The organism is Streptomyces sp. NPDC045287 (assembly GCF_056432325.1).
Window position 1 is genome coordinate 152,634 of sequence record NZ_JBWKJG010000004.1, and the last position, 25,670, is coordinate 178,303.

Genomic DNA, 25,670 nt, shown 5'->3' on the forward strand with positions numbered 1-25,670 from the left:
TCATTCGACAGGAACCCCATGAGCGACACTTCCTCCCCCTTCGGCTTCGAGCTCGTGCGGCGTGGTTACGACCGCGGTCAGGTGGACGACCGCATTACCAAGCTCGTCGCCGACCGTGACAGTGCTCTGGCCCGAATCACTGCTCTGGAAAAGCGCATCGAGGAGCTCCACCTCGAAACCCAGAACGCCCAGGCCCAGGTGAGCGACGCCGAGCCGTCCTACGCCGGTCTGGGCGCCCGCGTCGAGAAGATCCTCCGCCTCGCCGAGGAGGAGGCCAAGGAGCTGCGCGAGGAGGCCCGTCGCGCCGCCGAGCAGCACCGCGAGCTGGCCGAGTCGGCGGCCCAGCAGGTGCGCAACGACGCGGAGGCGTACGCGGCGGAGCGCAAGGCGAAGGCCGAGGACGAGGGCGTCCGCATCGTCGAGAAGGCGCAGTCCGAGGCGAGCACGCTGCGCGCCGAGGCGCAGAAGGACGCGCAGTCCAAGCGCGAGGAGGCCGACGCGCTGTTCGAGGAGACGCGCGCCAAGGCCGCCCAGGCCGCCGCCGACTTCGAGACGAACCTCGCCAAGCGACGCGAGCAGTCGGAGCGGGACCTGGCCTCGCGTCAGGCGAAGGCGGAGAAGCGGCTCGCGGAGATCGAGCACCGCGCGGAGCAGCTCCGCCTGGAGGCGGAGAAGCTGCGGACGGACGCGGAGCGCCGGGCCCGCCAGACGGTGGAGACGGCGCAGCGCCAGGCCGAGGACATCGTGGCCGACGCGAACGCGAAGGCGGACCGCATCCGCAGCGAATCGGAGCGGGAGCTGGCGGCGCTGACGAACCGTCGGGACTCGATCAACGCCCAGCTGACCAACGTCCGCGAGATGCTGGCCACGCTGACCGGTGCCGCGGTCGCGGCGACGAACGTGCCGGACGACGAGCCGACCAGCCGCGGCGTTCCGGCGCAGCAGTCCCGCTGAGTCGTCGGCGTACGGGCCGCGCCGGGCCGTTGCGCACGGCCGGTTCGCGCGCCGGTCCTGTTCCCCCGTGAGGGCCGGAGTCGTGTGCTCCGCGTGGCCCCCCGCCATTCCGGTGGCGGGGGGCCACGCGCTTCCGTAGCGTGGGCGCATGATCGAACTAGAGGGCCTGACCAAACGTTTCGGTACGAAGACGGCCGTCGACCGCCTCTCCTTCACGGTCCGTCCCGGAATGGTGACCGGGTTCCTCGGGCCCAACGGTGCGGGCAAGTCGACGACCATGCGCATGATGCTGGACCTGGACGCCCCGACGAGCGGCACGGTCCGGATCGACGGCCGGCACTACCGCGAGCTGGACGAGCCGCTGAAGTACATCGGCGCCCTGCTGGACGCCAAGGCGATGCACGGCGGGCGCACCGCGTACCACAACCTGCTGTGCCTGGCGCAGTCGAACCGCATTCCGGAGCGGCGGGTCGGGGAGGTCCTCGACCTGGTCGGCCTCTCGGCGGTGGCGCGCAAGAAATCGAAGAATTTTTCGATGGGGATGGGGCAGCGGCTGGGAATCGCTGCCGCACTCCTGGGCGATCCCCGGATTCTGATGTTCGACGAACCCGTGAACGGCCTGGATCCCGAGGGAATTCACTGGATCCGCAATCTGATGAAACACCTCGCGTCGGAGGGGCGAACGATCTTCGTTTCGAGCCACCTCATGAGCGAAATGGCACTGACGGCCGATCACTTGATCGTCATCGGGCAGGGAAAGCTGCTCGCGGACATGTCGATGGCCGATTTCATCCAGCGGAACTCCCGCAGTTACGTACGCCTGCGCACCCCGCAGCGGGAGCAGGCCAAGGACGCCCTGGGCGCGGCCGGCCTGACGGCGGTGGACGCCGGGGACGGGGCCCTGGAGATCGACGGGGAATCAACGGAACGGGTCGGCGAGCTCCTCGCGGAGCACCGCGTCGTCCTCCACGAGCTGAGCGCCCAGCGGGCCTCGCTGGAGGAGGCGTTCATGCGGATGACCGCGGGCGCGGTCGAATACCACGCACACGACGGCGCCGCACCCCAGTGGGGCGCGGACGTGAAGGGGGCCTGAACGATGGCATCGGTACCGGCGGTCCTCCAGTCGGAGTGGACCAAGATCCGTACGGTCGCGTCCACGGTGTGGACGCTGGCCAGCGCCCTGTTCGTGACGGTCGCGGTGGGCGCGGGGCTCAGCGCCCTGATGCGCGCGCAGTTCGACGACCTCCCCGAGTTCGAGCGGGCGACCTTCGACCCGACCATGATCAGCTTTTCCGGCATGATGCTGGGGCAGCTGGCGATGGTCGTCTTCGGCGTCCTCGTGGTCGGCACGGAGTACAGCTCCGGCATGATCCGCACGTCGCTGGCGGCGGTCCCGCAGCGGGCGACGTTCCTCTTCGGCAAGATCGCGGTGGCGGGGCTGCTGGCGCTGGCCGTGGGCCTCGCCACCAGCTTCCTGTCGTTCTTCGTCGGCCAGGCGCTGCTCGGGGAGCACCGGACGTCGATCGGCGAGGACGACGTGCTGCGCGCGGTGATCGGCGGCGGCCTCTACATGGGCCTGATCGCGGTCTTCTCGATGGGCGTGGCGGCGATGCTGCGCTCCTCGACGCTGTCGCTCGGCATCCTCGTGCCGTTCTTCTTCCTCGTGTCGCAGATCCTGTCGGCCGTCCCCGGCGCCAAGGACGTGGCCCGGTACTTCCCCGACCAGGCCGGCTCCAAGATCATGCAGGTGGTGCCGAACGCGATGGGCCAGGACCCGGCCCCGTACGGGCCGTGGGGCGGGCTCGGCATCATGCTCCTGTGGGTGGTGGCGGCCCTCGCCGGGGGCTACGTGGTGCTCAAGCGCCGCGACGCGTAGGTTTTCGGGAGGGGGGAGGGAACCGCCGCGGCCCCGCTCCCCTCTTACCTCCTACGGGTGGCCCTCCGGCGTGCGGGTGCGCGGCGCCGCCCGCTGTCGGACCGAGCTGTGTGGGGCTGGAGAATGATCGAGGCAGTCCGCCTGACCAAGCGCTACGGCGCCAAGACCGCCGTGGACGACCTGTCGTTCCAGGTGCGGCCCGGTGTCGTCACCGGGTTCCTGGGGCCCAACGGCTCCGGCAAGTCGACCACGATGCGCATGATCCTCGGGCTGGACCGGCCCACCTCCGGGCACGTCACGATCGGCGGCCACCCCTTCCGGGAGCTGCCGAACGCCCCCCGCCAGGTCGGCGCCCTGCTCGACGCGCGGGCGGTGCACGGCGGACGCACGGCCCGCAACCACCTCCTGGCCCTCGCCCAGCTCGCCGGCATCCCCGCGCGGCGCGTGGACGAGGTGCTGGGCGTCGTCGGCCTCCAGGACGTGGCGCGCAGGCGGTCCAGCGGGTTCTCGCTCGGCATGGGCCAGCGGCTCGGCATCGCGGCGGCGCTCCTGGGCGACCCGCAGGTGCTCCTCTTCGACGAGCCGGTCAACGGCCTGGACCCGGAGGGCATCCTCTGGGTGCGGAACCTGATGCGGGCGCTGGCCGCCGAGGGCCGTACGGTCTTCGTCTCCTCGCACCTGATGAGCGAGATGGCCCTCACCGCCGACCACCTCGTCGTCATCGGTCGGGGGCGACTGCTCGCCGACATGAGCGTCCGCGACTTCATCGCCGCCAACTCCGCCGGCTTCGCGCGGGTGCGGACGCCGGCGGGGGAACCGGAGCAGCGCGAGAAGCTGGTCGCCGTCCTGACCGGGGCGGGCGGCTTCGTCCTGTCGGAGCCCGACGGGGCCCTGCGCGTGACCGGGCTGCCCCTCCCCCGCGTCAGCGACCTGGCGCACGGCGCCGGGGTCCGGCTGTGGGAGCTGTCCCCGCACCAGGCGTCGCTGGAGGAGGCCTACATGCGGTTGACGCAGACGGCCGTGGACTACCGCTCCACGGACGACCGGCTCGCGGAGCTGGGGCCGGTGCCCGAGGAGCCGCCCGCCGTCCCCGACGTGCCGCTGGAGGGCTGGTACGCACCCCCGCCGCCCGCCCCGGCCCCCGCGCCCGGCGCCCCGGCGCACGGGGCCCGCGCCGGCGGGGACGACCCGCGGCAGAGCCGTACGCACGAGAGCAGCACCGAGGACGCCCGATGACCACCACCCCGTACACCTCCCCCATCCCCGTGCGCCGCGCCCACCTCGGGGACGCCATCGCCTCCGAGTGGACCAAGATGCGCTCCCTGCGGTCGACGGTCTGGACGCTGGGCGTGATGGTCGCGCTCGTCGCCGGACTCGGGATGCTGCTGGCCTTCGCGGTCGGCGAGGTCCCCTCGGACGGGGTCGAGAGCAGTGACAGCGTCCTCGACCTGGGCCTGCTCGGGATGCTGCTCGCCACGGTGTGCGTGATCACGCTGGGCGTGCTGACGATCACCTCGGAGTTCGGCACGGGCATGATCCGTACGACGCTGACGGCGTGCCCGAGCCGGGGCCGGGTGCTGGCCGCCAAGGCGATCGTCTTCTTCGGGCTGGTCTTCGTGACGACGACGCTCGTGTCGGCGGTCACCGCGGCCGCGCAGTCCGCGATCCTCGGGACGACGGGCGGGGCGAGCGCCGGGCAGTGGCTCCGCGTGACGGTCGGCGTGGGCCTCTTCATGGCCTGCCTGGGGCTGCTGTCCCTGGCCGTGGGCGCCCTGCTGCGGCACTCGGCCGGGTCGATCACGACGATGATCGGCCTGGTGCTGCTGCCGTACGTGCTCGCGATCGGCCTGTACACCCCGGAGCTGAGCGGGCTGCGCACCGCGCTCATCGAGTACTCCATCCCGGCCCTGCTGGGCGCCCTCTACACGGGCGGCGCCACCGGCGACGTGCCGATGCCGTCCGGCTGGGAGTCGCTGTGGATCATCATGGGCGTGACCGCCGCGGCGCTGGGCGGGGCGTACGCGGCGTTCGACCGGCGGGACGCGTGAGCCGGTCCGCGTCCTAGTGGCGCGGGGCGTTGCGGGACCGCTGCACCCGGGTGGTGCGGCGGTCCTTCGCGTTCCAGCACGCCTTGTGCCAGTGCCGCCGGTCGTCCACGCCGCCGTACTCGGGCCAGGCCACCACGTGCGGGACGCCGGAGGGGATCTCCTGGTCGCAGCCGGGGCAGCGGTACCGCTTCCCCGCCGTGCTCGCGCCCGCCACGGTCCGCACGGACCACTCCTCGCCCCGCCAGTCCTCCGTCCGCTGGAACCCGCCGTAGCGGTCGCCGCCGCCCCCGCCGGTCTCGGGGGACGTCTCTGCGCCCCTCTTCTGGGGCCGGTTGCGGCGCGGGGACACGGAACACCTCACAGGGCGGGCGGGACGAACGTCCCGTCCAGCGTAAGCGCCCCGCGACGGCCCCCGGCACGGCCCCGCCGGCCCCGACGCGTGTGCGACCGGCCGCCCGTCCAGGGGTGGTTAGCCGAAAATCGCAAGAACCCGGCCATCGGCCGTTGCCCCCGGCACGTGTCGGGCGTTGTCGGCGGTGAGGGGAGTGGCGTCGGCCGTCGAGGAGGCACAAGGCGATGCGCGTGGGGACTTTCGTACTGGCGGCGCAGTTCCCCGGCCAGGGGCACAGCGAGGCGCTGCACCGCGCGGTGCGCTCGGCGGAGGTCGCCGAGGAGGCCGGGCTGGACTCGGTGTGGCTCGCGGAGCACCACTTCGTGCCGTACGGGGTGTGCCCCTCGGCCGTCACCCTGGCCGCGCTGCTGCTGGGCCGGACGCGCCGGATCCGGGTCGGCACGGCGGTGAGCGTGCTGCCGACCGCCCATCCGGTGGCGCTGGGCGAGCAGGCGGCGCTGCTGCACATCGCGTCGGGCGGGCGGTTCACGCTCGGGGTGGGGCGCGGCGGGCCGTGGGTCGACCTGGAGGTGTTCGCCGCCGGTCTGGAGGCGTACGAGCGGCACTTCCCGGAGTCGCTGGACGTGCTGCTGCGCTGGCTGCGCCAGGACCGCGTCGGGGCGGACGGCGAGCGGCACCGCTTCCGGGAGGTCGCGGTCGTGCCCCGGCCGGACGAGCTGATCGACGGGGCGTCCGCGCCGGAGACGGTCCTCGCCTGCACGTCGCCGAAGAGCGTCCGGCTCGCCGCGGAGCGCGGTCTGCCGATGCTGCTGGGGATGCACTGCGGGGACGAGGACAAGGCGGAGATCACCGCCCTGTGGCGCCGCGAGGCCCTCGCCGCCGGGCACGCCCCGGAGGAGGTGGCGCGGATCGCCGAGCGGCACGTGTCGGCTGGTGTCGTGCAGATCGCCGACCACGCGGCGGACGCGGTGGAGACGCTGCTGAAGGCGATGCCGGGCTGGCTGCGCCAAGGGCTCGGCGCCCATGTGACCGTAGACGGGCGGCACCGGTCGATGCGGGACCCGCACGCGTACACGGAGCTGCTGTGCGGGCTGCATCCGGTCGGCACGCCCCGTCTGGCGGCGGACCGGCTGGCCGCCACGTCGGAGCGGACGGGCATCCGGCGGTTCGCGCTGCTGGCGGAGGGGTCGGGCCAGCTCGCGGCGACGGAGGAGAACGTGCGCCGGCTGGGCGCCGAGGTCCTGCCGCTGCTGCGGTGAGCCGCACGCGCGCCGGCCGGGCGGTGCGGACGCGGCGCCGTGGCCGGGGTCCGTCCGGCTGGCCGCCGCCCCCGCACCCGGCGTGCCCCAGGGCGACGCGGAGCGGCAACGGGTGCGCGGCGTCAGCAGTCGCGCAGCCCGGGCGACTGGTTCAGCAGTTGGGCCCGTACGGAGGTGAAGCGGGCCAGCCGCTCGTCGACCGCCGGGTCCAGGGGGAACACCGCGACACGGTGGCAGTTCTGGAAGGCCAGCCGGACGCCGAAGTGGCGCTCCAGCGACCCCCGTATCGCGTCGCTCGCCAGCGCGCGCAGCAGTTGCCCGCGCGCCTGCTCGTCCGGCGGAGGCGTCTGGTTGTCGGCGAAGGCACCCCCGTCGACTCTCAGCCGGGCCACCAGGGAACTGATCATCTCCCATGCGAAGGGCAGGGAGGTCCGGACGCAGTCGACGAAAGCCGCTTCGTCGACCTCGCCTCGCTCGGCCTGGTCCAACAGAGCCGGTGAGACGTCGAGCGACATGGGGTTCTCCTCTCGCGACCCCGCGGGGAGCGGGGTCTTACGGGCAGGGAAGGAGGAGCCCCCGTACGCACACGCTGCGTGCACGAGCGGCGACCTCCCGCTTCCACGGTAGGGGTGCCGTCCGGGCCGCACCAGGAGATTGGCCTACAACAGGCCAGGGATTCACGGCCGTTTGGCACCGAATCGCGCGAAAGCGCATGTGTCGAGTAGCGTTGCCGACCATGCGTCTCGTCATCGCCCGCTGCTCCGTGGACTACGCGGGCCGGCTCACCGCCCACCTGCCCTCCGCCCCCCGCCTGATCCTGGTCAAGGCGGACGGCAGCGTCTCGATCCACGCCGACGACCGGGCCTACAAGCCCCTCAACTGGATGTCCCCGCCGTGCACCCTCAAGGAGGGCGAAGGCGACTCCGCCGGTGTCTGGACGGTCGTCAACAAGGCGGGCGAGAAACTGATCATCACAATGGAGGAGATCCTCCACGACTCGTCCCACGAGTTGGGCGTCGACCCGGGCCTCATCAAGGACGGCGTGGAGGCGCACCTCCAGGAGCTGCTCGCCGACCGGATCGAGACACTGGGCGCCGGGTACACGCTGATCCGCCGCGAGTACCCCACGGCGATCGGCCCGGTCGACATCCTCTGCCGGGACGCCGACGGCGGCACGGTCGCCGTCGAGATCAAGCGGCGCGGGGAGATCGACGGCGTGGAGCAGCTGACCCGCTACCTGGAGCTGCTGAACCGGGACCCGCACCTGGCGCCGGTGAAGGGCGTGTTCGCCGCGCAGGAGATCAAGCCGCAGGCGCGCGTGCTGGCGACGGACCGGGGCATCGGCTGCGTGGTGCTGGACTACGACGCGCTGCGCGGCATCGAGGACGACAAGCTGCGCCTGTTCTGACGATCCGTCAATTCCACTGGGGCGTACGCGTACGGCCCCGGGCAGTGGTGCCGCCCGGGGCCGTCGTGCTGTGCGGGCGCGGGTGCGCGCCGCGGGGGTCGCGCCCGGCTCAGGCGGCCGAGCCGCTGGGGCCCGGCCCGCCGGAGGGCGTGGCGGCGCCGCTCGTGTGGGACGCCATGCCGCCGCCGCTCTCGCCGCCGCCGCTGTCGCCGGTGGTGCCGCCCGCGGCGCCGCCCGGGTCGGGGGTCTCCGTGGGCGGCGCGGGCGGCGTGTCCGAGGGCGTCGGGTCGGTGGTCGTGGACCCGGAGGGGCCGGGGCCGGTGGTGGAGGAGCCGCCGCCCGTGGTCGGGGAGCCCGTGGTGCTCGGGGAGGTGGTGGAGCCGCCCGTACCGCCGCCGGACGTGCCGCCGCCGCCCGTACCGCCGCCGGACGTGCCGCTGCCGCCCGTGCCTCCGGTGCCCGTGCCCCCGGTGCCGGAAGCGCCGCCCGTGCCGCCGGACGTCGCGTCCCCGTCCGGCGTCGACGGGTCGGTCGCCGGGTCGGACGGGTCGCCACCGGGGGAACCCGCCGGGCCGGGCCGCTCGGAGGAGCCGGGCCCGTCGCCCGCCGGTTCGGTGGCGGAGCCGCCCGTACCGCCGCCGGACGCCCCGGTGGTGCCACCGCCGCCGCTGCCGCCGTCGGAGGTCTCGTCGTCGAAGCCGCCGCCGGTGCCGTCGCCGCCGCCGGCGCCCGACGAGTGCTCGGTGACGACCTTGTCGCCGGTGGAACCGCCGTCGTCGCCGCCCTCGCCGGAGGACGCGCCGAGGGTGACGACCGTACCGAGCACCGCCGCGAGGACGGCGCCCGCGCCGGCCGCGACGAGGTTGCGCCGGGTGCCGTTGAGCAGCAGGGTCCGCAGCCCCTTCCGCGCGGGCCGCTCCTGGCGGGGGTAGGCGTGCGCCGCGCCGTCCGTGCCCGCGCCGAAGGCGCCGTACGCGGCGTCGAAGTCCGCCCCCGCGGAGCCGCGGCCGTACACGGAAGCGGAACCGGAAGCAGAAACGGAACCGGAAGCGAAAGCGGGGTCCGCGCCGAGCCCCGCGGCGGTGCCCGTCCCGAAGCCGCCGCGACCACCGGACCCGGCCGGGGAGCCGTACGCGCCGCCCGGGCCGTACGCGTCCGTCCCCGTCCCGGCGCCCGCGCCGACGGCGGCACCCGCGCCCGGCCCCGCACCGGAGCCCGCGCGTCCGGACGCACCGGTCCCGCCGGGTGCGGCGCCCGGACCGGCCGGGGTGCCGGGGTCCGTGCCCGGGCCGGTGCGGCCCGCGCCGGGCGGCGTGGCCGCACGGAGGCCGCCCGGCGGCGGCGCGGCCGGCTCCTCGTACGCCGGCGTGCCGCGTTCGCGGTCGGCGACCAGGGCGAGGGCGCGACGGCCAGCGACCGTGCCGCGCTTGTCCGCGAGGGCGCCGCGCAGCGCGATGGACGCCTCCAGCTCGGCGCGCGCCCGGTCGAGGTTGCCCTTGCACAGGGCGAGGACGCCCAGCTCGTGGTGGAAGTACGCCTCCTCGGCGACCTCGCCGGCGAGCCGCGCGGCGGCCTGGCCGGAGCGCAGCGCGCGCTCCCAGGCGCCCCAGCGCAGACCGGCCGCGAGGGCGGGCGCCGCGCTGCGGGCGAGGAGGACGGCGGTACTGGCGTGTCCGGCCTCCTGGCTGGACGCGAGGGCGTGGAGCGCGGCGAGTACGGCGTCGGCCTCGGCGGCCACCCGCTCGGGGGCGACGGACGGGTGGCCCACCCACCAGGCGTAGTGCTGGGCGGCGGTGTGGGCACGGGCCGGGGCGCCCTGGTCGTAGCCGTGTTCGACGAGCTGCTCGGTGATGCCGGGGGCCAGGCGGTGGCGCGGGCCGACGGGGGTGAGCAGTCCGCAGCGGACGAGTTCGCCGAGCGCGGCGTCGGCGTGGGTGTCCCCGACGAGGGCGGGGAGGTGCGCCTGGTGGGGGACCTCCCCGCCGAGGGCGACGGCGAAGCGGAGGGTCTCGCGGGCGGCCTCGGAGAGCCGGGAGGCGAGCAGCGCGGCGGGCGCGGCGGCTTCGCCGAGGCTCGGCAGGGGCGCGTCGCGGACGTCGGTGAAGACGCTGCCGTCCGGGTCCCCGTCGCCGCCCGCCGGGGCGGGGGCGCGCAGGACGTCGCGCTGCCGCAGCAGGGCGCCGGCCTGGACGAAGCGGAGGGGCAGGCCCTCGGACTCGAACCAGAGGTCGCCCGCCCAGTTGGCCTCCTCGTCGGTGAGGGGCCGGTCGACGGCGTGCTCGAGGAGTTCGAGGGTGGTGGACCGGTCGAGGCCGGGGAGGACCACCTCGTCGAGGGGCGCGTCCGGGGAGGGCGCGGGCGTGTCCGGGGTGGCCGCGAAGAGGAACGCGCACTCGGGGGCGGCGTCGAGGAGTTCGTCGAGGGCCGCGCCGCCGAACTCCAGGTCGTCGAGGAGGACCACGGCACCGATCTCGCGGACGAGGGCGAGCAGCCCGGCCCGGTCGGGGCGGTGGCCCGGGGCGTGGTGGGCGGCCGCGAAGAGGTCGTACAGGATGTCGTCGGCGGTGTGGCGGTGGCCGGAGAGGCGGATGACGCCGTCGGGCGCGAGGCCGGCGCAGTCGGCGGCGACGGCGTCGAGGAGCCGGGTGCGGCCGGAGCCGGCGGGGCCGGTGAGGCGGGCGGAGCGGCCGCGGGAGAGGAGCTGTACGAGCCGTTCGCGCTGTTCGCCGCGGTCCAGGAGCGGCGGGAGCAGGGCGGCGGGCCCGGTGGGGACGGGCGGGGCGGCGGCGCGGTCGCGTTCGGCGCGCTGCTCGGGGGTGCGGTGGGCGGGGGGTTCGGGCTGGCGGCCGGGCGGGCAGGGCTCGATCTCGCTGCCGTCGACCGGGTTGACGGTGAGGAGGAGGTCGCCGGCGACGAGCTGGGCGGTACGGGCGGGGGCGGGGGCCTTGCCGGTGCCGAGCGGATCGTCGCGGGAGGCGCGCGGGCGGCCGGCGTCGCCGTTTCGGCGGGCGGCGCCGTCGGTGGTGTCGTGGCCGTGGTCGTCCGGCCGCGGGTTCATCGGGTCCATGGTGAAAGCCCCTCAAAAGCGTGGTGCGGCGAAGCCCCTCCCGGCCGATCTGCACGCACGGTGTCGCTTCTGGTCCGGTGCCCGCCGTGTGGGTCCGTCGATGGGCAGACGTCCAAGACCCTAGACGTTCGCCGGGCCGTGGGAAACATCCGGGGTGCCGGCCGCCCCAGACGTCACGGTCTTGTGAGTATGGGCGGCTGGAGCCGCCTGGGACGTTTTGCTCCCCCGTGCGCGGCCCGCCCGCGTGTCCCTCCGGCGGGGCCGGGCGTGTCCGGACGCCCGCCGGCCCGTACGGCGGGGACGCGCGGGGGGAGGCCCGCACCGCGTGCCCGCCGGGGGCGCGGCCCTGACCGCGGTTCAGACACGCGGGAGGGACTCCGCGGCGAGGCCGCCCTCGATGGCGAGGATGCGGTGGAGCTTCGTCGCCACGAGGAGGCGCTGCATCTGGGGCGGTACGCCGCGCAGGACGAGGCGGCGGCCACAGCGGCCGGCGCGGCGGTGGGCGCCCATGATGACCCCGAGGCCGGTGGCGTCCCAGGAGTCGAGGTCGGTCAGGTCGAGCACGAGGTCGCCGGCTCCGTCGTCGACGGCCGAGTGCAGGACCGTACGGGCGTCCGCCGCGCTGCGGACATCGAGGCGGCCCCCGACGACCAGCTCGGTGTGGTCGCCCCTGATGTGCATATGCGCTCCCCGAGAGTGCTGTTCTTGTTCCGTCACGTCTTTCTGTTGCAACAAGTGACTACTCGCGTCACCTGAGCAGTTGCGCCTCGTAAGCAAACCGATACCAAATTCACCCCGGAGGGGGAATGTGGTTTGGCGCGGGGCGGTCAGTGCTTGTAGAAGCCCTGCCCGCTCTTGCGGCCGATGTCACCCGCGTCCACCATCCGGCGCATCAGCTCCGGCGGGGCGAACTTCTCGTCCTGGGACTCCGTGTAGATGTTGCTGGTGGCGTGGAGGAGGATGTCGACGCCGGTGAGGTCGGCGGTGGCGAGCGGGCCCATCGCGTGGCCGAAGCCCAGCTTGCACGCGATGTCGATGTCCTCGGCGGAGGCCACGCCGGACTCGTAGAGCTTGGCTGCCTCGACGACGAGGGCGGAGATGAGACGCGTGGTGACGAAGCCGGCGACGTCGCGGTTGACGACGATGCAGGTCTTGCCGACCGACTCGGCGAACTCGCGTGCGGTGGCGAGGGTTTCGTCGCTGGTCTTGTGGCCGCGGACGAGCTCGCACAGCTGCATCATCGGGACGGGCGAGAAGAAGTGCGTGCCGACGACCCGCTCGGGGCGCCCGGTGACCGCCGCGATCTTGGTGATCGGGATGGCGGAGGTGTTGGAGGCGAGGACCGCGTCGTCCCGGACGAGCGCGTCGAGGGCGCGGAAGATCTCGTGCTTGACCTCCAGCTTCTCGAACACGGCCTCGACGACGACGTCGGCGTCGGCGGCCGCGTCGAGGTCGGTGGTCGTGGTGATGCGGGCCAGGGCGGCCTCGGCGTCGGCGGCGTCGAGCCTGCCCTTGGCGACGAACTTGTCGTACGACGCCTTGATGCCGTCCGTACCGCGGGTGAGGGCGGCGTCCGTGACGTCGCGCAGCACGACGTCCCAGCCCGCCTGGGCCGAGACCTGCGCGATGCCGGACCCCATGAGTCCGGCACCGATGACGGCGAGCTTCCTGGCCACGTTCAATCCCCTTCACACGCGTCCGCTTTTCGGTTCTCCGGCGGGAGGTTACTGCCCGGGAGGGTCGCTGTGGCGGTGAAGAGATGCGCGTCACGTCTCAGATGACGGACATCACACCGGAGGGCTCCGCCAGGTGAGCCGTACCGCGTGAGCGGGGCCCCGTCCGCCCGGGACGGCCCCCGCCCCGGCGGGGCGGGCGCGGGCCCCGCGGGGGGCGCGGGAGACCTCGTGGAGGGGGTCGCGGCGCGTCGCCGTCCCGACGGGGACCCCGTCCGTGGGGGCGGTGTGCGGCCGGTCGGGTCCTCCGGCGGCCGGGGTGGGTGCGGGGCGTCGTCGGGGCTCCGGCCCGGCGCGCAGGACGCGTTCCGGTTCCTCGGGGGCGCTTCGCCGGATCCGCCGGAGGCGGGGGCGGGGCGGGCGCCTTCGGGGCGGCGCGCGGGGCGTCGGCGTGCCCCTCGCCGAGGCCGGCCGCGCGGGAGGGGGTCCCGGCGGGACCGCGCGGTCCCCGTACGGCGCCGGTGCCCGGCCGGCGCGGTGCGGTCCGCGTGCGCCAGGGACGGAACCGCACGGGCGCGGGCACGCGGTACGGGGCCCGGCGCCGCCGTCCGCGTGGCGCCGGCCGTGACGGTCGGCACACGGGGCCCCGGAGGGCCGGCGCGTCACTAGGCTGGCCGCATGGTCAATCTGACGCGCATCTACACCCGCACCGGCGACAAGGGCACGACGGCGCTGGGGGACATGAGCCGCACCGCCAAGACGGACCTCCGGATCGCGGCGTACGCCGACGCCAACGAGGCGAACGCCGTCATCGGGACCGCCATCGCCCTCGGCGGGCTGCCGGAGGAGGTCGTCAAGGTCCTCGTACGGGTGCAGAACGACCTGTTCGACGTGGGCGCGGACCTGTCCACCCCGGTGGTCGAGAACCCGGAGTACCCGCCGCTGCGGGTGGAGCAGTCGTACGTCGACAAGTTGGAGGCGGACTGCGACCGGTTCCTGGAGGGCCTGGAGAAGCTGCGCTCCTTCATCCTGCCGGGCGGCACGCCGGGCGCGGCGCTCCTGCACCAGGCGTGCACGGTGGTCCGCCGCGCGGAGCGCTCGACGTGGGCGGCGCTGGAGGTGCACGGCGAGACGATGAACGCCCTGACGGCCACCTACCTCAACCGCCTGTCCGACCTGCTGTTCATCCTGGCCCGGACGGCGAACAAGGAGCTCGGCGACATCCTGTGGGTGCCCGGCGGGGAGCGCTGAGGCCACCGGGCGGCGGGTGTCGGGCGTCAGGCGTCCGTGCCGGCGGGCTCCTTCTCCTTCTCGGGGGCCTTTTTCGGCCAGATCGCGTACGACAGGGCGATCAGTCCGTGGATGCCCGCCGCCCGCCACGCCCCGCCCATCCAGCTCTGGAGCGGGCCGACCCGGGCCGGGTCGTCCACGTACCAGACGGCGGCCTGGAGCAGGACGGTCGCGACGACCGCGCCGACGAGGGTGCCGAGCCACACGCGGCCCTCGTGGCGGGCGCGGGCCATGCCGTGGCGGGGCGGGCCCGCCGGGCGGGGCGCGCCGCCGAAGCGGTGGGCGGCGTGGCCGTCCAGCCACTTCACGGTGCGGTGCCCGTGGCCGACCGTGTAGCCGATGTACAGCGCCGCCAGCCCGTGCGTCCAGCGCGGTTCGGCGCCGCCGCGCAGGTCGGCGGCGGTCGCGACCAGCAGGACGACCTCCAGCAGCGGCTCGCACAGCAGCAGCGCCGCGCCCGTCCGCGGCATCTTCAGCACGTACCGCGCGGCGAGCCCCGCCGCCAGCAGCACCCAGAAGCCGACTTCGCATACCACGATCAAGGTGACGATCATGCCTTCCAGCCTGCCGCCGCCGCGCGCGCCGGGCGTCGTCGCCGATGAGGAATCCGCGCTGCACCCTTCGATGTAGTCGCGGCTCACCCCGCGCGGGGAGGCGGCGGGGGCCCGGGGCCGTGTTGGATGGGGACGTGACACCGCCCCGCCCCCACCGCGACGACGTCTTCCTGGCCGCGACCGGCCTGGCCGGCGGCCTCCTGCTGTGGTCGCTCGGGGTGTTCAGCCAGGGCGCGCGGCACAGCGTGGTCGACGCGCGCTGGGCCGTCCTGCTGCCGCTGTCCGTGATGACGGCGCTGGAGTTCGTCCGGCGCAGCAGGCCCCGCACGGCGCTGCTGGTCGGGACGGTCGCGGTCGTCGCGGACCAGCTCACGCGCGGCAGCATCGCGACGATCCTGATGTTCACGGACCTGGTGTACGCGGCCGTGGTGTACGGCTCCCCCGCCCTCGCCCGCCGGCTGCCGGTCACGACGGGGCTCATCACCGTCGGTGTCTCGATCGCGTCGCTGGCGTGGTACCGGGAGCCGTGGGCGCTGCTGCTCGGCATCCTCACCGGCATGGTGTCGTTCGTCCCCGCCACCACCGGCGCGGTCGTCCGCAACCACCGGCAGGCCGCCGACGCGGCCCGGCTGCGCGCCGAGCAGACGGCGCTGCTGGCGGAGATGGACCGGCGGGAGGCGGTGGTCGCGGAGCGGGCCAGGATGGCGCGGGAACTGCACGACATGGTCGCGGGGAACCTCTCCGCGATCGCCATCCACTCGACCGCCGCGCTCTCCCTCGACGACCCGGACACCAGCCGGGAGGCGCTCGGCGTGATCCGGGAGAACAGCGTCGAGGGCCTGGCCGAGATGCGCCGGCTGATCTCGCTGCTCCGGGACAGCGGCGCCGACGGCGAGCCCGCGCCCGCGCCGACCCTGGCCGGGATCGCCGCCCTCGTACGGCAGGCGGCGGCACACGGCACGGCGAGCGGGCTGACGTTCACGCTGACCGCCCCGCCACCGGACGAGGACCTGCCCGCTCCGGTGGAGCTCGCGGCGTACCGCATCGTGCAGGAGTCGCTGACGAACGCGCTGAAGCACGCCGACGCGGGCGGGGTGGCCGTCGTGGTGGAGCGCACCGGCCACGCCCTGGTGGTCGGGGTGACCAGCCCGTTCGACCGTCCCGCGGCGGGGCCGCGCGCGCCCGGGTCGGGGGCCGGGCTGGTCGGGATGCGGGAGCGGGTGGCGCTGCTGGGCGGGGAGTTCGAGGCGGGCCCGGTGGAGGGGGCGGGGCACAGGACGTGGCGGGTACGGGCGGTGCTGCCCGTGGCGGAGGACGACAGGGAGCCGGCGGTATGAACACGGGAACGGCGAGGGGCACGATCCGCGTCCTGGTCGCCGAGGACCAGAAGGCCGTACGGGCGGGGCTCGTCCTCATCCTGCGCAGCGCCCCCGGCATCGAGGTGGTCGGTGAGGCCGGGGACGGCGAGGCGGCGGTGCGGCTCGCCCGCGAGCTGCGTCCCGACCTGGTGTTGATGGACGTTCAGATGCCGTTGCTGGACGGGGTGGAGGCGACGCGCCGGGTGGTGGACGAGGGGCTCGCGGACGTCCTGGTGCTGACCACCTTCGACCTGGACGAGTACGTCTTCGGGGCGCTGCGGGCCGGTGCCGCCGGGTTCCTGCTGAAGAACACCGAGGCGCGGGACCTGGTCGAGGCGGTGCGGACGGTGGCGCGCGGCGAGGGCCTGATCGCCCCGGCGGTCACCCGGCGGCTGATCGCGGAGTTCGCGGCGCCGCGGCGGGGCCGTGCGCCGGACGGCCGGGCGGCGGGGGCCGTGCCGGACCGGAGCGTGCTCGACCCGTTGACGCGGCGGGAGCGCGAGGTGCTGTCGTGCCTCGGCGAGGGGCTGTCGAACGCGGAGGTCGCGGTGCGCCTCGACATGGCGGAGGCGACGGTGAAGACGCACGTCAGCAGGCTCTTGGGCAAGCTCGGCCTGCGCAGCCGGGTGCAAGCCGCGGTGCTGGCCCGAGAATTGGGGATCTGACGCGGGGGCACTTCTCAGGTGGTCTGGACCTATTGACGATTGGTCCAGACCTTCCTACGCTCACGGCGCGCACCTTTCACGGACACACGTGACCCCCACCATGTCCGTCCACATCTTGAGGAGCACCGTTGAGCACGAGCACTCAAGCACCACCGCGCAGAGCGCGCCTCCTGGCCAGGGCCACGGCCGGAGCCACCGCGCTGCTGCTCCCGCTGGCCGCGATGGTCGGCCTCGCCACCCCCGCCCAGGCCGCCACCTCCGCGACCGCCACCTACGCCAAGGCCTCCGACTGGGGCGGCGGCTTCGAGGGCAAGTGGACGGTGAAGAACACCGGCACCACCGCCCTCTCCTCCTGGACCGTCGAGTGGGACTTCCCCTCCGGCACGTCCGTCACCTCCGCCTGGGACGCCACCGTCACCAACAGTGGCAACCACTGGACCGCCAAGAACCTCGGTTGGAACGGCACCCTCGCCCCCGGGGCGTCCGTCACCTTCGGCTTCAACGGCACCGGCACCGGCGCCCCCTCCGGCTGCAAGCTGAACGGCGAGTCCTGTGACGGCGGACCGGGCCAGCCCGGCGACAGCGCGCCGTCCGCCCCCGGCACGCCCACCGCCTCCGGCATCACCGACACGTCGGTGAAGATCAGCTGGACCGCGGCCACCGACGACAAGGGCGTCAAGAACTACGACGTGCTGCGCGGCGGCGCCAAGGTCGCGACCGTCACCGGCCTGACGTACACGGACACCGGCCTGACCCCCGGCACCGACTACTCCTACAGCGTCCAGGCGCGGGACACCGCCGACCAGACCGGCCCGGCCAGCGGCTCCGTCGCGGTCCGCACCACCGGTGGCGGCGGCGGCGAAGGCCCCGGCCCGTCGTCCACCGTCAAGATGGGCTACTTCACCAACTGGGGCGTCTACGGCCGCAACTACCACGTCAAGAACCTCGTGACGTCCGGTACGGCCAACAAGATCACCCACATCAACTACGCGTTCGGCAACGTCCAGGGCGGCAAGTGCACCATCGGTGACGCCTACGCCGACTACGACAAGGCGTACACCGCCGACCAGTCCGTCGACGGCAAGGCCGACACCTGGGACCAGCCGCTGCGCGGCAACTTCAACCAGCTGCGCAAGCTGAAGGCCCAGTACCCGCACATCAAGGTGCTGTGGTCGTTCGGCGGCTGGACCTGGTCCGGCGGCTTCGGCCAGGCCGTGCAGAACCCGGCCGCCTTCGCCCAGTCCTGCTACGACCTGGTGGAGGACCCGCGCTGGGCCGACGTCTTCGACGGCATCGACCTGGACTGGGAGTACCCGAACGCCTGTGGTCTGACCTGCGACACGAGCGGCCCGGCCGCCTTCACCAAGATGATGCAGGCCATGCGTGCCAAGTTCGGCGCGAACAACCTGGTCACCGCGGCCATCACCGCGGACGCCTCGGCCGGCGGCAAGATCGACGCCGCTGAGTACGGCCCGGCGTCGCAGTACGTCGACTGGTACAACGTGATGACGTACGACTTCTTCGGCGCCTGGGCGGCGAAGGGTCCGACGGCCCCGCACTCCCCGCTGACCACCTACCCGGGCATCCCGCAGTCCGGCTTCACCTCCGCCGAGGCGATCGCCAAGCTCAAGGCGAAGGGCGTGCCCGCCAAGAAGCTGCTGCTCGGCATCGGCTTCTACGGGCGCGGCTGGACCGGCGTCACCCAGAAGGAGCCGGGCGGCACCGCGACGGGCCCGGCGGGCGGCACGTACGAGCAGGGCATCGAGGACTACAAGGTCCTGAAGAACACCTGCCCGGCCAACGGCACCGTGGCCGGCACGGCCTACGCCCACTGCGGCACCAACTGGTGGAGCTACGACACCCCGGCGACGGTCCAGTCCAAGATGGCCTGGGCCAAGGGCCAGGGCCTGGGCGGCGCCTTCTACTGGGAGTTCAGCGGTGACACCGCCAACGGTGAGCTGGCCACGGCCGTCCACTCCGGCCTCCAGTAACCACTGATCCCTCCGGCACACCCCGCACGACGATCGAGCCGCACCGGAAACGGTGCGGCTCGATCCATGTCCGCCACCGGCCCCGGGGCCCGCGGCCCACGCCGTACGCGGGACCCGGGGCACGCGGCCCACGCCGCATGCCGGACCCGGAACGCACGCTCCACCGCCGTACGCGGCGGCGGGACACGCGACCCACGCCGTACGCAGGACCCGGAACACGCGACCCACGCCGGACCCGGAACACGCGGCTCACACCGTACGCGGGGCCGGACGCGCGCTCCGCTTCCCCCAGCAGCCGGCGGCGACACCGCCCGCGGTGGGCCGGCCACGGCCGTCCACTCCGGCCCCCGGCGACCACCGGCCCCTCCGGCACACCCCGCACAACGATCGAGCCGCACCGGAAACGGTGCGGCTCGATCCGAGTACGCGGGGCCCGGGACCGCGGTCCGCGCCCGTACGCGAGGGGGCGAAGGCGCGCTCCGCGCCGTGCGCGGCGGCGGGACGCGCGGCTACGCCACGTTCACCCGCTGTCCGGGGGGCGCCGCCTCCAGCCAGGCGAGGAAACCGGTGAGGGCGTCCTCGCTCATGGCGAGCTCCAGGCGCGTCTCCCGGTGCAGGCAGCCCAGCACGACGGAGTCCGACAGGAGCGCCAGCTCCTCCTCGCCCTCCGGCATGCGGCGGTCCAGGACCTCGATGGAGGCCCGCTCCAGGATGCGGCGCGGGCGGGGCGCGTACGAGAAGACCCGGAACCAGGCGATCCGGTCGCCGCTGTACCGGGCGACCCCGTACACCCATCCCTTGCCGGAGGTGTCGCCCTCCTCGGGGACGTTCCAGCGGAGGCTGCAGTCGAACGTGCCGCCCGACCGCTGGATCAGCCGCCGGCGCAGGCCGAAGACGAAGAGCCCGATCACCACCAGTGCGACGACCAGCGCGCTCACCAGCAAGGCGAGGAACATCTCCACCGACCTCCCCGCTTCGTCCTGTAACCGAATACGACCTGCATCTGCATCGCCTCAGCCGCGGCCGGTCTGGGGAGTCCAGGCCGAGCCGCGGCTGAGGGGCCGGGCCGCCCCGTGAAGGGCACCCGGCGAGGTGGATCAGTGGCGGTGCGCTAGCGCGCCGCCACCGCGCGCAGCCGGATGTCGGCGCGCCGCTCGGCCGCGGCGTCCGACTCCGCCTTCGCACGCTCCAGCGCGCGCTCGGCGCGCTGGGGGTCGATCTCATCCGCCAGCTCGGCGATCTCCGCGAGCAGCGACAGCTTGTTGTCCGCGAACGAGAGGAAACCGCCGTGCACAGCGGCGACGACCGTGCCCCCCTCGCTCGTACGAATGGTCACCGGGCCCGACTCCAGCACACCGAGCAGCGGCTGGTGGCCGGGCATGACGCCGATGTCGCCGGAGGTGGTGCGCGCGATGACCAGGGTGGCCTCGCCGGACCAGACACTCCGGTCCGCGGCGACCAGCTCGACGTGCAGCTCAGCGGCCAAGGGTGGCTCCTCGGGTCACCACCCGGCGGGTCTTGCCGGGTGTTGGGTCATAAGTCTAGTAGGGCCGTCGGCGCCGGAGCGCCGAGGACCCGCGCCGGCCAGCGCGGCCGGGGGACGGCCGCGGGGGCGGCCAGGGTCCGGGACCGTGGCCCCGGAAGGGGGGTGCAGCGTGAGGGGGCGGGACGCGCCCGCCCCCTCACCCGTCACGGGACCTTAGGAAACGCCGAGTTCCTTGGCGTTCTTCTTGAGGTCCTCGAGACCACCGCACATGAAGAAGGCCTGCTCCGGGAAGTGGTCGTACTCGCCGTCGCAGATCGCGTTGAACGCGGCGATCGACTCGTCGAGCGGAACGTCCGAACCGTCCACACCGGTGAACTGCTTCGCCGCGTGGGTGTTCTGGGACAGGAAGCGCTCGACGCGACGGGCGCGGTGGACGACCAGCTTGTCCTCTTCGCCCAGCTCGTCGATACCGAGGATCGCGATGATGTCCTGGAGGTCCTTGTACTTCTGCAGGATGCCCTTGACGCGCATGGCGGCGTCGTAGTGGTCCTGCGCGATGTAGCGCGGGTCCAGGATCCGGGACGTGGAGTCCAGCGGGTCCACGGCCGGGTAGATGCCCTTCTCGGAGATCGGACGGGAGAGAACCGTCGTCGCGTCGAGGTGGGCGAAGGTGGTGGCCGGCGCCGGGTCGGTCAGGTCGTCGGCGGGGACGTAGATCGCCTGCATCGAGGTGATCGAGTGACCGCGGGTCGACGTGATGCGCTCCTGGAGGAGACCCATCTCGTCGGCCAGGTTCGGCTGGTAACCCACCGCGGACGGCATGCGGCCGAGCAGGGTGGACACCTCGGAACCGGCCTGGGTGAACCGGAAGATGTTGTCGATGAAGAAGAGCACGTCCTGCTTCTGGACGTCGCGGAAGTACTCCGCCATCGTCAGACCGGCCAGGGCGACGCGCAGACGGGTGCCCGGGGGCTCGTCCATCTGGCCGAAGACCAGGGCGGTCTTGTCCAGAACGCCGGACTCCTCCATCTCCGCGATGAGGTCGTTGCCCTCGCGGGTGCGCTCACCGACACCAGCGAAGACGGAAACGCCCTCGTGGAGGTTGGCGACACGCATGATCATTTCCTGGATCAGAACGGTCTTGCCGACACCGGCGCCACCGAACAGACCGATCTTTCCACCCTTGACGTACGGGGTGAGGAGGTCGACGACCTTCAGGCCCGTCTCGAACATCTCGGTCTTCGACTCGAGCTGGTCGAAGTCGGGGGCCTTGCGGTGGATCGGCCAGCGCTCGCCGACGTTGGCGTTCTCCTCGGGGTGGTTCAGCACCTCACCGAGGGTGTTGAACACCTTGCCCTTGGTGAAGTCGCCGACCGGGACGGAGATGCCCGCGCCCGTGTCGGTCACCACGGCCTGGCGGACCAGGCCGTCGGTGGGCTGCATCGAGATGGTGCGGACCAGGCCGTCACCCAGGTGCTGGGCGACCTCCAGGGTCAGCGTCTTCTTCGCGCCGTCCTGGGCCGGGTCGGCCACCTCGACGTGCAGCGCGTTGTAGATCTCCGGCATCGCGTCGACGGGGAACTCCACGTCGACGACCGGGCCGATGACCCGGGCGACGCGGCCCGTGGCGGCGGCCGTCTCAACAGTGGTCGTCATTACTTGTCACTCCCCGCGGTCGCGTCGGCCAGGGCGCTCGCGCCACCGACGATCTCGCTGATTTCCTGGGTGATTTCGGCCTGGCGGGCCGCGTTGGCAAGGCGCGAGAGCGAGTTGATCAGATCTCCCGCGTTGTCGGTCGCCGACTTCATCGCCCGGCGGCGGGCCGCGTGCTCGGAGGCGGCGGCCTGCAGCAGGGCGTTGTAGACGCGGCTCTCGACGTAGCGCGGCAGGAGGGCGTCGAGGACGTCCTCCGCCGACGGCTCGAAGTCGAACAGGGGAAGGATCTCGCCCTTGGCCCCCGTCTCCTCCGCGGCCTTCGCGAGGCTGAGCGGCAGCATCCGGTTGTCCACCGGCGTCTGCGTCATCATCGACACGAACTCCGTGAAGACGATGTGCAGCTCGTCGACACCGCCGTCCGCGGTGTCCTGCTGGACGGCCGCGATCAGCGGAGCGGCCACCTGCTTGGCGTCCGCGTAGGACGGGTTGTCGGAGAAGCCGGTCCAGGCGTCCGCGACCTTGCGCTCGCGGAAGCCGTAGTAGGCGACACCCTTGCGGCCGACGATGTACGTGTCGACCTCCTTGCCCTCGCCGCGCAGCCGCTCGGTGAGCCGGTCGGCCTGCTTGATGGCGTTGGAGGAGTAGCCGCCGGCCAGACCGCGGTCGCTCGTGATGAGCAGGACCGCGGCACGGGTCGGGGACTCCGCCTCCGTGGTGAGGGGGTGGTTGGTGTTCGACCCGGTCGCCACCGCCGTGACCGCGCGGGTGAGCTCGGTCGCGTACGGCGTGGAGGCCGCCACCTTGCGCTGCGCCTTGACGATGCGCGAGGCGGCGATCATCTCCATCGCCTTGGTGATCTTCTTCGTCGCGGTGACGGACCGGATGCGACGCTTGTAGACCCGGAGCTGCGCTCCCATGGATCAGGTCCCTTCCGTCGTCACTTGGAGACGTTGACGGTGGCCGGGGCGTCCTCGCCGAGCAGCTTGCCGTCGAAGGTCTCGAACTGCTTCTTGAAGTCGGTGATGCACTCCGCGACCTTGTCGAGGGTCTCGTCGGACATCTTGCCGCCCTCGCGGATCGAGGTCATGAGCGACTTGTGCTCGCGGTGCAGGAAGTCCAGCAGCTCCGTCTCGAAGCGGCGGATGTCCTGGACCGGGACGTCGTCCATCTTGCCGGTGGTGCCGGCCCAGACGGAGACGACCTGGTTCTCGGTCGCCATCGGCTGGTACTGCGGCTGCTTCAGCAGCTCGACCATGCGCTTGCCGCGCTCCAGGGCGGCCTTCGACGCGGCGTCCAGGTCGGAACCGAAGGCGGCGAACGCCTCCAGCTCGCGGAACTGGGCCAGGTCGACGCGGAGCCGGCCGGAGACCTGCTTCATGGCCTTGTGCTGGGCCGAGCCACCGACTCGCGACACGGAGATACCGACGTTCAGGGCCGGGCGCTGACCGGCGTTGAACAGGTCGGACTCCAGGAAGCACTGGCCGTCGGTGATGGAGATGACGTTGGTCGGGATGAACGCCGAGACGTCGTTGGCCTTGGTCTCGACGATCGGGAGACCGGTCATGGAACCGGCGCCCATCTCGTCGGAGAGCTTGGCGCAGCGCTCCAGCAGGCGGGAGTGCAGGTAGAAGACGTCGCCCGGGTAGGCCTCGCGGCCCGGCGGGCGGCGCAGCAGCAGCGACACGGCGCGGTAGGCGTCGGCCTGCTTCGACAGGTCGTCGAAGACGATGAGGACGTGCTTGCCCTCGTACATCCAGTGCTGGCCGATGGCGGAGCCGGTGTAGGGCGCCAGGTACTTGAAGCCGGCCGGGTCGGACGCCGGGGCGGCGACGATGGTCGTGTACTCCAGGGCACCGGCCTCCTCCAGCGCACCGCGGACGGACGCGATGGTGGAGCCCTTCTGGCCGATGGCGACGTAGATGCAGCGGACCTGCTTCTTCGGGTCGCCGGTGCGCCAGTTGTCACGCTGGTTGATGATCGTGTCGACGGCCAGGGCGGTCTTGCCGGTCTGGCGGTCGCCGATGATCAGCTGACGCTGACCACGGCCGATCGGGGTCATCGCGTCGACGGCCTTGTAGCCCGTCTCCATCGGCTCGTGCACCGACTTGCGCTGCATGACCGTGGGGGCCTGCAGCTCGAGGGCGCGGCGGCCGGACGTCTCGATCTCGCCGAGGCCGTCGATCGGGTTGCCGAGCGGGTCGACGACGCGACCCAGGTAGCCCTCGCCGACGGCGACGGACAGGACCTCGCCGGTGCGCTGGACCGACTGGCCCTCCTCGATGCCGCTGAACTCACCGAGGACAATGGCACCGATCTCGCGCTCCTCGAGGTTGAGGGCGAGGCCGAGGGTGCCGTCCTCGAACTTCAGCAGTTCGTTGGCCATGGTCGAGGGCAGACCCTCGACCTTCGCGATGCCGTCGCCGGCAAGGCTGACCGTACCGACCTCCTCGCGCGAGGCCGCGTCCGGCTTGTACGACTGGACAAAGTTCTCCAGCGCGTCCCGGATCTCCTCCGGCCGGATCGTGAGCTCCGCCATCTGGGTTCCCTGCTCTCCTTGTTGGGCCCGAAGTCTCTTTGGGGGATCTGGGGGCTCCCCCCAGAACTTCTGCATCCTGTGCACGGCCCAACCGGGCCGTAGGTAACGCTTGTTGGGTGTGGTGACCTGGTCCGCGGGTCAGCCGGCCAGTCGCCTCGTCGCCTCGTCGAGGCGGGAGGCGATCGTGCCGTTGACGACCTCGTCGCCGATCCGCACCGAGATCCCGCCGAGGACCGCGGGGTCCACGTCGAGGTTGAGGTGCATCGTCCGGCCGTACATCCTCGCCAGCACCGCGCCGAGGCGCTCCTTCTGCTGGTCGGTGAGCGGTACCGCCGACGTGACGACCGCGACCATCCGGTCCCGGCGCGCCGCGGCGAGCTTGGACAGGGACTCCAGTCCCCCCTCCAGGCTACGTCCCCGCGGCTGGGTGACCAGGCGGACGATCAGCCGCTCGGTCGCCGCGTTGGCCCGGCCGCCGAGGAGGCTGCGCAGCAGCTCGCCCTTGGCGGTGGCCGTGGCGGCCCGGTCGGTCAGCGCGGCCCGCAGCGCGGGGCTGGAGGTCACGATCCGGCCGAACCGGAACAGCTCGTCCTCGACGTCGTCGAGCGCGCCGGCCTTCTGGGCCGCGGTGAGGTCCGCGGTGTCCGCCAGCTCCTCGACCGCGTCGACCAGGTCGCGCGACTGGGACCAGCGGGAGCGGACCATGCCGGAGACCAGGTCGACGGTCTCGCCGCCCACCTGACCGCTCAGCAGTCGCGTGGCCAGGTCGGCCTTGGCCTCTCCGGCCTGCGCCGGGTCGGTGAGGACCCGACGCAGCGACACCTCGCGGTCGAGCAGCGCGGTGACGGCGGCCAGCTCCTCGGCGAGCTTCGCCGCGTCGACCGACGTGTTGTCGGTCAGCGCGTCGAGACGCTCACGCGCGGCAGCCAGTGCCTCGCGGCTCGCTCCGTTCATCGGGCGGCCTCGGCCTTCTCCTCGAGCTCGTCGAGGAAGCGGTCGATGGTGCGGCTCTGGCGGGCGACGTCCTCGAGGGACTCGCCGACCAGCTTGCCGGCCAGGTCGGTGGCGAGCTTGCCGACGTCCTGGCGCAGGGCGGCGGCGGCCGCCTTGCGGTCGGCCTCGATCTGCGCGTGGCCGGCGGCGACGATCTCCTCGCGCTGACGCTGACCTTCCGCCCTCATCTCGGCGATGATCGCGGCGCCCTGCTCCTGTGCCTCCTGGCGCAGACGCGCGGCCTCGTGGCGGGCCTCGGCGAGCTGAGCCTTGTACTGCTCAAGCACACTCTGGGCCTCGAGCTGGGCCGACTCGGCCTTCTCGATCCCGCCCTCGATGGCCTCGCGGCGCTCTTCCAGAACCTTGTTGATGTTCGGGAGGAGCTTCTTGGCGAGGAAGCCGAAGACGATGGCGAAGGCGATCAGACCGACGACGAGCTCGTCGAGATGCGGGATGATCGGAGGCTGGGGCTCCTCCGCCGCCGCAAGGAACAGAGCGTTCACA

The 25,670-nt window shown here is 73.1% G+C and carries 24 protein-coding genes; 11 read left to right on the forward strand and 13 right to left on the reverse strand.

All coding sequences use genetic code 11. The features are described from left to right. Positions 1–18 precede the first annotated feature (18 nt). The 5 genes from AC07D6_RS08950 (at position 19) to AC07D6_RS08970 (ending at position 4,878) form a co-directional block, all read left to right on the forward strand. Complete coding sequence (locus tag AC07D6_RS08950) at positions 19–954, forward strand: coiled-coil domain-containing protein (RefSeq protein ID WP_315875595.1); 936 nt, start codon at positions 19–21, stop codon at positions 952–954. A 148-nt stretch (positions 955–1,102) separates the two neighbouring features. Further along, positions 1,103–2,047 (forward strand): ATP-binding cassette domain-containing protein, encoded by a 945-nt coding sequence (locus AC07D6_RS08955; RefSeq protein ID WP_479043072.1) that lies wholly within the window; start codon positions 1,103–1,105, stop codon positions 2,045–2,047. A 3-nt stretch (positions 2,048–2,050) separates the two neighbouring features. Next, on the forward strand, positions 2,051–2,830 hold the full coding sequence (locus tag AC07D6_RS08960) for an ABC transporter permease (RefSeq protein ID WP_479043074.1): 780 nt from the start codon (positions 2,051–2,053) through the stop codon (positions 2,828–2,830). Between the two features lie 123 nt (positions 2,831–2,953). After that, a complete protein-coding gene (locus tag AC07D6_RS08965; RefSeq protein WP_315875598.1) occupies positions 2,954–4,066 on the forward strand; it encodes an ABC transporter ATP-binding protein in 1,113 nt (370 codons plus the stop codon). Continuing rightward, a complete protein-coding gene (locus AC07D6_RS08970; RefSeq protein WP_315875599.1) occupies positions 4,063–4,878 on the forward strand; it encodes an ABC transporter permease in 816 nt (271 codons plus the stop codon). Before AC07D6_RS08965 ends, AC07D6_RS08970 begins: the two co-directional genes overlap by 4 nt. Positions 4,879–4,891: 13 nt before the next feature. Here the strand turns inward: AC07D6_RS08970 and AC07D6_RS08975 are convergent, their stop codons facing one another. Further along, on the reverse strand, positions 4,892–5,227 hold the full coding sequence (locus AC07D6_RS08975; protein ID WP_479043076.1) for an ATP/GTP-binding protein: 336 nt from the start codon (positions 5,225–5,227) through the stop codon (positions 4,892–4,894). A gap of 227 nt (positions 5,228–5,454) precedes the next feature. Between AC07D6_RS08975 and AC07D6_RS08980 the strand changes: the two genes are divergently transcribed. Beyond that, a complete protein-coding gene (locus AC07D6_RS08980) occupies positions 5,455–6,489 on the forward strand; it encodes an LLM class flavin-dependent oxidoreductase (protein ID WP_315875601.1) in 1,035 nt (344 codons plus the stop codon). A gap of 122 nt (positions 6,490–6,611) precedes the next feature. Here the strand turns inward: AC07D6_RS08980 and AC07D6_RS08985 are convergent, their stop codons facing one another. Continuing rightward, positions 6,612–7,004, reverse strand: coding sequence for an SCO5389 family protein (locus tag AC07D6_RS08985; RefSeq protein ID WP_479043078.1), 393 nt, complete (start codon positions 7,002–7,004; stop codon positions 6,612–6,614). Between the two features lie 221 nt (positions 7,005–7,225). Here AC07D6_RS08985 and nucS point away from each other — a divergent pair, with 221 nt between their 5' ends. After that, the gene (gene nucS / locus AC07D6_RS08990; RefSeq protein ID WP_315875603.1) at positions 7,226–7,897 is read left to right on the forward strand and encodes an endonuclease NucS; all 672 of its coding nucleotides are present in this window, start codon (positions 7,226–7,228) and stop codon (positions 7,895–7,897) included. A gap of 109 nt (positions 7,898–8,006) precedes the next feature. Here nucS and AC07D6_RS08995 read toward each other — a convergent pair whose 3' ends face one another. The 3 genes from AC07D6_RS08995 to AC07D6_RS09005 form a co-directional block, all read right to left on the reverse strand. After that, positions 8,007–10,964, reverse strand: coding sequence for an ATP-binding protein (locus tag AC07D6_RS08995; RefSeq protein WP_479043079.1), 2,958 nt, complete (start codon positions 10,962–10,964; stop codon positions 8,007–8,009). A gap of 357 nt (positions 10,965–11,321) precedes the next feature. Beyond that, on the reverse strand, positions 11,322–11,645 hold the full coding sequence (locus tag AC07D6_RS09000; protein ID WP_315875605.1) for an STAS domain-containing protein: 324 nt from the start codon (positions 11,643–11,645) through the stop codon (positions 11,322–11,324). A 146-nt stretch (positions 11,646–11,791) separates the two neighbouring features. Then, positions 11,792–12,640 carry a 3-hydroxyacyl-CoA dehydrogenase family protein gene (locus AC07D6_RS09005; RefSeq protein WP_315875606.1) on the reverse strand — a complete coding sequence of 283 codons (849 nt, stop codon included), beginning with the start codon at positions 12,638–12,640 and terminating at the stop codon, positions 11,792–11,794. A gap of 675 nt (positions 12,641–13,315) precedes the next feature. Here AC07D6_RS09005 and AC07D6_RS09010 point away from each other — a divergent pair. Then, a complete protein-coding gene (locus AC07D6_RS09010; RefSeq protein ID WP_315875607.1) occupies positions 13,316–13,888 on the forward strand; it encodes a cob(I)yrinic acid a,c-diamide adenosyltransferase in 573 nt (190 codons plus the stop codon). A 26-nt stretch (positions 13,889–13,914) separates the two neighbouring features. On the opposite strand, the gene AC07D6_RS09015 is transcribed toward AC07D6_RS09010, so the two are convergent. Further along, positions 13,915–14,481 (reverse strand): hypothetical protein, encoded by a 567-nt coding sequence (locus tag AC07D6_RS09015; RefSeq protein ID WP_479043081.1) that lies wholly within the window; start codon positions 14,479–14,481, stop codon positions 13,915–13,917. Positions 14,482–14,615: 134 nt separating this feature from the next. On the opposite strand from AC07D6_RS09015, the gene AC07D6_RS09020 reads away from it, so the two are divergent. From AC07D6_RS09020 to AC07D6_RS09030, 3 genes are all read left to right on the forward strand, one after another. Next, a complete protein-coding gene (locus AC07D6_RS09020; protein WP_315875609.1) occupies positions 14,616–15,818 on the forward strand; it encodes a sensor histidine kinase in 1,203 nt (400 codons plus the stop codon). Then, positions 15,815–16,504 carry a response regulator gene (locus AC07D6_RS09025; protein WP_479043083.1) on the forward strand — a complete coding sequence of 230 codons (690 nt, stop codon included), beginning with the start codon at positions 15,815–15,817 and terminating at the stop codon, positions 16,502–16,504. Before AC07D6_RS09020 ends, AC07D6_RS09025 begins: the two co-directional genes overlap by 4 nt. A gap of 128 nt (positions 16,505–16,632) precedes the next feature. Beyond that, on the forward strand, positions 16,633–18,495 hold the full coding sequence (locus tag AC07D6_RS09030; RefSeq protein WP_479043084.1) for a glycosyl hydrolase family 18 protein: 1,863 nt from the start codon (positions 16,633–16,635) through the stop codon (positions 18,493–18,495). 509 nt (positions 18,496–19,004) lie between these two features. Here the strand turns inward: AC07D6_RS09030 and AC07D6_RS09035 are convergent. The 7 genes from AC07D6_RS09035 to AC07D6_RS09065 form a co-directional block, all read right to left on the reverse strand. Beyond that, positions 19,005–19,451, reverse strand: coding sequence for a DUF2550 domain-containing protein (locus tag AC07D6_RS09035; protein ID WP_315875611.1), 447 nt, complete (start codon positions 19,449–19,451; stop codon positions 19,005–19,007). A 155-nt stretch (positions 19,452–19,606) separates the two neighbouring features. Beyond that, the gene (locus AC07D6_RS09040) at positions 19,607–19,981 is read right to left on the reverse strand and encodes a F0F1 ATP synthase subunit epsilon (protein WP_315875612.1); all 375 of its coding nucleotides are present in this window, start codon (positions 19,979–19,981) and stop codon (positions 19,607–19,609) included. Between the two features lie 213 nt (positions 19,982–20,194). Then, positions 20,195–21,637 (reverse strand): F0F1 ATP synthase subunit beta, encoded by a 1,443-nt coding sequence (atpD, locus tag AC07D6_RS09045; RefSeq protein WP_315875613.1) that lies wholly within the window; start codon positions 21,635–21,637, stop codon positions 20,195–20,197. Further along, positions 21,637–22,554: a F0F1 ATP synthase subunit gamma gene (locus AC07D6_RS09050; protein ID WP_315875614.1), complete on the reverse strand. Its 918-nt coding sequence runs from the start codon at positions 22,552–22,554 to the stop codon at positions 21,637–21,639. Before AC07D6_RS09050 ends, atpD begins: the two co-directional genes overlap by 1 nt. Before the next feature lie 20 nt (positions 22,555–22,574). Beyond that, the gene (gene atpA, locus AC07D6_RS09055; RefSeq protein WP_315875615.1) at positions 22,575–24,173 is read right to left on the reverse strand and encodes a F0F1 ATP synthase subunit alpha; all 1,599 of its coding nucleotides are present in this window, start codon (positions 24,171–24,173) and stop codon (positions 22,575–22,577) included. A gap of 138 nt (positions 24,174–24,311) precedes the next feature. Next, a complete protein-coding gene (locus AC07D6_RS09060) occupies positions 24,312–25,127 on the reverse strand; it encodes a F0F1 ATP synthase subunit delta (RefSeq protein WP_479043086.1) in 816 nt (271 codons plus the stop codon). Beyond that, positions 25,124–25,669, reverse strand: coding sequence for a F0F1 ATP synthase subunit B (locus tag AC07D6_RS09065; RefSeq protein ID WP_315875617.1), 546 nt, complete (start codon positions 25,667–25,669; stop codon positions 25,124–25,126). Before AC07D6_RS09065 ends, AC07D6_RS09060 begins: the two co-directional genes overlap by 4 nt. Position 25,670: the final 1 nt, after the last annotated feature.